The sequence below is a fragment of the Raoultella sp. genome (assembly GCF_039594335.1).
GTDB lineage: Bacteria > Pseudomonadota > Gammaproteobacteria > Enterobacterales > Enterobacteriaceae > Klebsiella.
In genome coordinates this window covers 1-6,177 of sequence record NZ_JBCNNS010000189.1, presented here as the reverse complement: position 1 = coordinate 6,177, position 6,177 = coordinate 1, and the positions used below count along the sequence as shown (strand labels likewise).

The 6,177-nt window shown below is 53.3% G+C and carries 2 protein-coding genes and 4 pseudogenes; 4 read left to right on the top strand and 2 right to left on the bottom strand.

Translation table 11 applies throughout. From position 1 onward, the window contains the following. Positions 1 to 188 (bottom strand): annotated as a pseudogene (locus tag ACZAHD_RS20860) (MFS transporter); the annotation flags it as partial. A gap of 207 nt (positions 189 to 395) precedes the next feature. Here ACZAHD_RS20860 and ACZAHD_RS20855 point away from each other — a divergent pair. From ACZAHD_RS20855 to zapE, 4 genes and pseudogenes are all read left to right on the top strand, one after another. After that, a pseudogene (locus tag ACZAHD_RS20855) lies at positions 396 to 939 on the top strand (recombinase family protein). 41 nt (positions 940 to 980) lie between these two features. After that, a pseudogene (locus tag ACZAHD_RS20850) lies at positions 981 to 1,624 on the top strand (hypothetical protein). 274 nt (positions 1,625 to 1,898) lie between these two features. After that, positions 1,899 to 2,229: pseudogene (locus ACZAHD_RS20845) on the top strand (Hcp family type VI secretion system effector). Positions 2,230 to 2,402: 173 nt separating this feature from the next. Next, entirely contained in the window at positions 2,403 to 3,428 is a 1,026-nt protein-coding gene (gene zapE / locus ACZAHD_RS20840; RefSeq protein ID WP_462458455.1) for a cell division protein ZapE, read from the top strand. 51 nt (positions 3,429 to 3,479) lie between these two features. On the opposite strand, the gene katG is transcribed toward zapE, so the two are convergent. Then, a complete protein-coding gene (gene katG, locus ACZAHD_RS20835) occupies positions 3,480 to 5,657 on the bottom strand; it encodes a catalase/peroxidase HPI (protein ID WP_462458454.1) in 2,178 nt (725 codons plus the stop codon). Between the last annotated feature and the right edge of the window lie 520 nt (positions 5,658 to 6,177).

The following is a 6,177-nucleotide window of genomic DNA, read 5'->3' as shown; positions in this document are numbered from 1 at the left end:
AGTCCGCTACTGATATAGCCGGTCTGAAAAAGATCGTAGAGCTCAAAGAAGCCGCCGAGTGCCAGCAGAGTGATAAACGACCACAGGCCGAAAGAGGCAGGCAGGGCATCGATGCGGTAGGTTAAGCTGGAGTGGGGTTGTTCTGCGGCTGCAAAAGGCGCATCCTCCAGAACCCGGGTGGTAGACATATTCTTATTTTCCTCAGATAAAATGTTTGCCTGCTAATGTTATTGGATTGTTAATGGTTTTAAATTTTTAATTCCTCTTTCCATGGGACTTCCACAGCAAAAAATCTCGCCGATATGCAAAATGTCTACTGAATACGCTGGTTTTTTCGTAGGGTGGCCGACGGATTTGAAGTAAATGACCATGACACCGGCGGCCAGCATGATGCGCTGAGCCGCTGCTCTACAGATAAGCAGGATTTGACTGTCCAGCAGGAAGCCCTGGTGAAACTCGGTGTCTCCCCGGACCGGATTTATATCGATAAGGGGTTAACGGGATCAAACCGGCAGAGAGCTGGTCTGGATCAGGCGCTGGCCGCTGTACGCAGCGGTGACACGCTGGTTGTCCAGGCTTGACCGCCTGGCGCGTTCGGTGCCTGATGCGCGTGAGGTAGCAGATGCATTACAGGCCACAGGTGTGAAGCTGGTTCTGGGAACCTGCATTTACTATCCGGCAGACCCGATGGGAAAAATGTTCTTCAATGTGTTGGCGACATTTGCCGAGTTTGAAGGTGGCCTGATACGTCTTCGTACCCGTGAAGGTATGACCATCGCCAGGGCAAAAGGGAAACAGAGAGGAAAATAGCCAAAGTTGTCAGATAAACGGCAAAGGGCTTTGCAGGATGCCCGGAAGCGGTGAGTACTCAATCAGCGATTTAGCCGAATTATTTTCCGTTTTACGCCCGACTGTGACCGGACGCTTTCCCGTGGATAAAAATGAACAACTGGATTTAATGAAAATAACAAGGAGCGGTTATGTACTACAGCAATGAAGTTATCAGTTACCTACAGGCCAACAAGATTCTTGCACTGAAGCTCGATCATGCTGTTTCTGCCGTTGGCGAACAGGTCAGAAACCAGGTTGATACATTAGGGAAGGGGCGACCCGCCTGCTGTATTACACGTCCTGTTTCACCGATGAATATAACGATGTTTGCCAACAGCAAAGGACGGAAGATCTGCGCATTCAGGAATGCTGTTATTCGCATTATCCAACATGGTGACGTTGTCTATGAAATGCTTCGGATCTATTTTGAGGAAATATTCAAATACAAAACTAATGCTCAATTAGAGCATATAAAAAAGCGCTTATGGCCGTGAATGTCCATATCGCTGCCAGCACCCTTACTGGTGCAGGGTACGTTTTAGCGGTCGCTACCAGCGTTCGTACTGGATTGAATCTAAGTATGCAACTCAGTGCCCTTACAGGACGTGCAGCGGATACGGTTGCGGGGGTTGTGGCTACATATGGCCTGGTTCAGAAAGCGGCGGATAATGCCCATCGTTTACACGTCCAATATCCAGCCTATTACTCCGCTCTTTACATGCAACAACTGGAAATGATGTATTTCCTGATTGAATCGGTATTCGAGCGCGCGGGCGCACTTGAAGCGCAATAGTCATCTGATTCCGGCATAGCAAATATCATCACCCGGATGATCAGATAACCATGATTCAATCACTAAAGAAATTTCTACTGTGGCAACTCAGGTTTCTATCATCGCTTTACGGGCCTGTGATTTTCACGGTTATTTTCGCACTGCTTCAGGGGTATTTTTTCCCTGACAGCCCTGTCTGGCCTATAGGCGTATTCGCCATAGTTATGATTGTTATTTTTACGCGTTACTGTAAATAGTGACAGCGTGAATATCACAGTTATTTAAATTATCACTGATAAGGAAATTATATGTCTACCCCGCTCATTTGTGGCTTGAAGATGAAAACGGATCGCCGATTGTTGGCAGTTGTTTAATGCCCCTGCGTTTGGGTTCCATCGAATTGAAATCATTTTCGCATGGTGTAACCATCCCGGTAGATCCCAGCTGGGGAAAACTTACCGGAACGCGCGTTCACCGCCCTATAACGATAGTGAAAGAATTTGATCAAACACCACCACTTCTGTATCGCGTTGTCTGCGAAGGCCGGACCATGAAGAAAGCGACAATCATATACGGAGGGTAATATTATCTATCGTGATTTTTGGAACGATCGTTGTTGCGCTTGATGACAAGGGGCACCAAAGGAGGCAATTGCCTCCTTTGTCTCCAGGCCCGCGAGAGGTATAAAACCGTTGTGCTGCAGATAAGCTTGTTATTGTCGTTCAGGGAAGGTGTAATTGATGAGGATTCCTCATCTTTTTCCGGGGCAGATGCGCCGGTAACACCACGAAGAGCGAAAATGACGCAAGGAATGACTGAATTCAGGTTTACTTCGTTTATGGCGCAGCGGGCTCAGGAGCTGGCGTTGGCCCTTGATGCAGATCAGCAGGCGCTGGTTAATCAACTGGACACGCTGGGGCGCGGACTGACCTCAGGCAAGGCCGCCGGCGCCAAAGGGCTGTACGTCTGGGGGCGTACCGGGCGCGGCAAAAGTTTTATTATCGATCATTTCTTTACCAGCCTGCCGCTGACGGAAAAGCGCCGGGTGCATTTCCACTATTTCTTTCGCGAACTGCATCAGCGGCTGAACGCGCAGCCCGCGCTAACCCTGCCTGAGGTGCTGGCACTGATGACCGACGGCTGTCGACTCCTGTGTTTTGATGAGTTCCATCTACACGATCCGGGCGACGCCATGTTGGTGAAAGCGCTGCTTACGCTGCTGTTCCAACGCGGCATCATTCTGCTGGCTACCTCCAACTACCCCCCGGATCAATTACTGGCTAACCCGCTGTATCACGAACGTTTTGTGCCGTCGATTGCACTGATCAAACAGCACATGACGATAGCCGCGCTCAATGGTGAAGAGGATTACCGGGCGCGCCATGCGCCGGCAGAAAATCCATTCTGCCGCGGGAGGTTTCTGGTACAGCCCTCTGCACAAACCCGCCAGCGACTTGAACTACCGGATCCCAGCGCCACTGCGCAGTCGCTGCAGGTGGGCTATCGTACACTGCACGTCGCCTCTGCGCCGGCGCATTTTCTGCATTTCACCTTTAACCAACTGTGCATGGCGGCAACATCGGTGATGGATTATCTGGCGCTCTGTGAACGGCATGAGCGCTGGCTGCTGGATGCGGTTCCGCCTTTGCGTCAGGCTGGCCCGGCGGCCCAGCAGCGTTTTATTAATCTGGTGGATGTGCTCTATGAAAAGCAGTGTCAGCTGATCGTGGTGGCCGCCTGCGGACTGAGCGAGCTGGTGGAGGATGTTGAACAGGAAGATATTCAGCGTACCTACAGTCGGTTATTGCAACTGGGGCAAACATAAGAGGGGAAGGGGAAAATCCCCGGCGGGCGTCGCGCCAGCCGGGGAAGGTGATTACAGGTCGTAACGGTCGAGATTCATTACCCGGGTCCAGGCCGCCACAAAGTCCTTAACCAGTTTCTCCTGAGCATCCTGGCAGGCGTAAACTTCCGCCAGCGCCCGCAATACCGAGTTCGAACCGAAGACCAGGTCGGCGCGGGTCGCAGTGTACTTGCTCTCACCGCTCTGACGATCGCGACCTTCGAACAGTTCGCCCTGCTCGTCGGTAGCATTCCAGACGGTCGACATGCTGAGTAAGTTGACGAAGAAGTCATTGCTCAGTACCCCGACACGGTCGGTAAAGACCCCGTGCTGGCTACCGTCAAAGTTGGCGCCCAGCACTCGCAGGCCGCCCACCAGCACCGTCATTTCCGGCGCGGTCAGCGTCAACTGCTGAGCTTTATCCAGCAACAGCGTTTCTGTCGAGACACCACCTTCGATACGGCGATAGTTACGGAAACCATCCGCCAGTGGTTCCAGCAGATCGAAAGACTCGATATCCGTTTGATCCTGGCGGGCGTCTACCCGGCCCGGAGCAAACGGTACGCTGACCCGCACACCGGCAGCCGCAGCGGCTTGTTCGACACCCACAACGCCTGCCAGTACGATGATATCGGCCAGAGACGCTTTACCCGAGGCTTTCTGAATGGCCTGCAGTGTCGGCAACACTTTCGCCGCCACGGCGTTCACCGGCCACGATTTCTGCGGCTCCAGCGCCAGACGGGCACCGTTAGCCCCGCCGCGTTTATCCCCGCCGCGGAAGGTGGAGGCAGAAGCCCAGGCCACCGACACCAGTTCGCTGACCGACAAACCGGCATCGGCGATAGCGGTCTTCAGGGTGGCAATATCCGCCGGCGTTGGGTTGTGGATGGCGTCCGGTAACGGATCCTGCCAGATCAGGTCTTCTTTCGGCACTTCCGGCCCGAGGTAACGGGATTTTGGCCCCATATCACGGTGGATCAGTTTGAACCAGGCGCGGGCAAAGGCTTCGTTAAAGGCCTGCGGATCGTTGAGGAAGCGACGGGAAATTTTGCCGAATTCCGGGTCGAAGCGCAGCGTCAGATCGGTAACTAACATGGTCGGCTTGCGTTTTTTCTCCGGATCGAACGGATCGGGGATCAGGTCCGGGGCATCTTTGGCTTCGAACTGAATAGCGCCAGCCGGGCTGCGTGTCTGCACCCATTCGTATTTAAACAGGTTCTCGAAGAAGTAGTTGCTCCACTGGGTCGGAGTCTGTGTCCAGACGACTTCCAGACCTGAGGTAATCGCATCAGGACCGGCTCCGCTGCCATAGCTGTTAGCCCAGCCGAGACCCTGCGCTTCAATCGGAGCGGCTTCAGGTTCTGCGCCTACGTGGGTGGTCACCGCTGCGCCGTGCGTTTTACCGAGGGTATGACCGCCGGCGATCAGCGCGACAATCTCTTCATCGTCCATCGCCATATTGCCAAAGGTGGCACGAATAGCGGCGGCGGCGGAGAGCGGGTCGCCGCTGGCGTTTGGACCTTCCGGGTTAACGTAAATCAGGCCCATTTCGGTAGCCCCCAGCGGCTGTTGCGCCAGGCTTTCCGGGTGACGATGTTCGAGCCAGGCTTTTTCATGGCCCCAGTCAACGTCCAGATCCGGTTCCCAGACATCTTCGCGTCCGGCGCCGAAACCGAAGGTACGAAAACCGGCATTTTCCAGCGCGACGTTACCGGCCAGCATATAGAGGTCCGCCCAGGAGATTTTCTGGCCATATTTTTGTTTTATCGGCCACAGCAGGCGACGGGCTTTATCGAGACTGACGTTATCCGGCCACGAGTTCAGCGGCGCAAAGCGCTGCTGTCCACGACCTGCGCCACCGCGACCGTCAACGGTACGGTAGGTGCCCGCACCGTGCCAGGCCATACGAATAAACAGCCCGATATAGCTGCCCCAGTCTGCCGGCCACCACTCTTGTGAATCGGTCAGCAACGCTCTCAGATCGGCCTTCAGCGCGGCATAGTCGAGTTTTTTGAACTCTTCACGGTAGTTAAAGTTTTCGCCGAGGGGATTTGAACGGTTGGAATGCTGGTTTAGCAGGTCCACGCGTAGTTGATTAGGCCACCAGTCGCGGTTGGCAGTGCCGCCACCGACACTTTGTGTGGGCTTCCCTGTGTGAAAAGGGCACTTCCCGGCGGATGCGTTGTTAGATGAATCGTTAGACGTGCTCATATCAGGCTCCGTTTGCTTTTGTGAATGCCATTACGATATACAGTGCAACCAATAAGTGATACTTGAAAGAATCTACGGAATTAATAGTTATATCCTTTTAACAAGAGGTGATAAATAAATCCATGAAATCTTTGTGGATTAAGGCCAAAATACGTAAAGCTGCTTATATACGCTGCTGTTTGCTGATCAGTATAGGACACTGTAGCGAGGCCCCCGGCGATAAAATAAGCGGTTGAAAAAAAACTAACCGGGTGAATTCTGGTCATTTACTGGCGGCCGTCGCTACGGAGATAAATCATATTATCGCGGCTGAGCTCCTGCTATTCATATAACCCGGTAGCGCTTGCGGAATGCGCCCGGCGCACATTTTTGGCGAGGTGGGGGTTATTGCCTGCGGCGGATTGTCCGCTGCACTGCTCGCCTGCACCAAATCCACGCATTGCCCCAAAACTACTCCCCAGCGTGGTGTGATTCCACGGTGACTTCATCTATCTTGCTGAATTAAAAAGAATATTTTTTT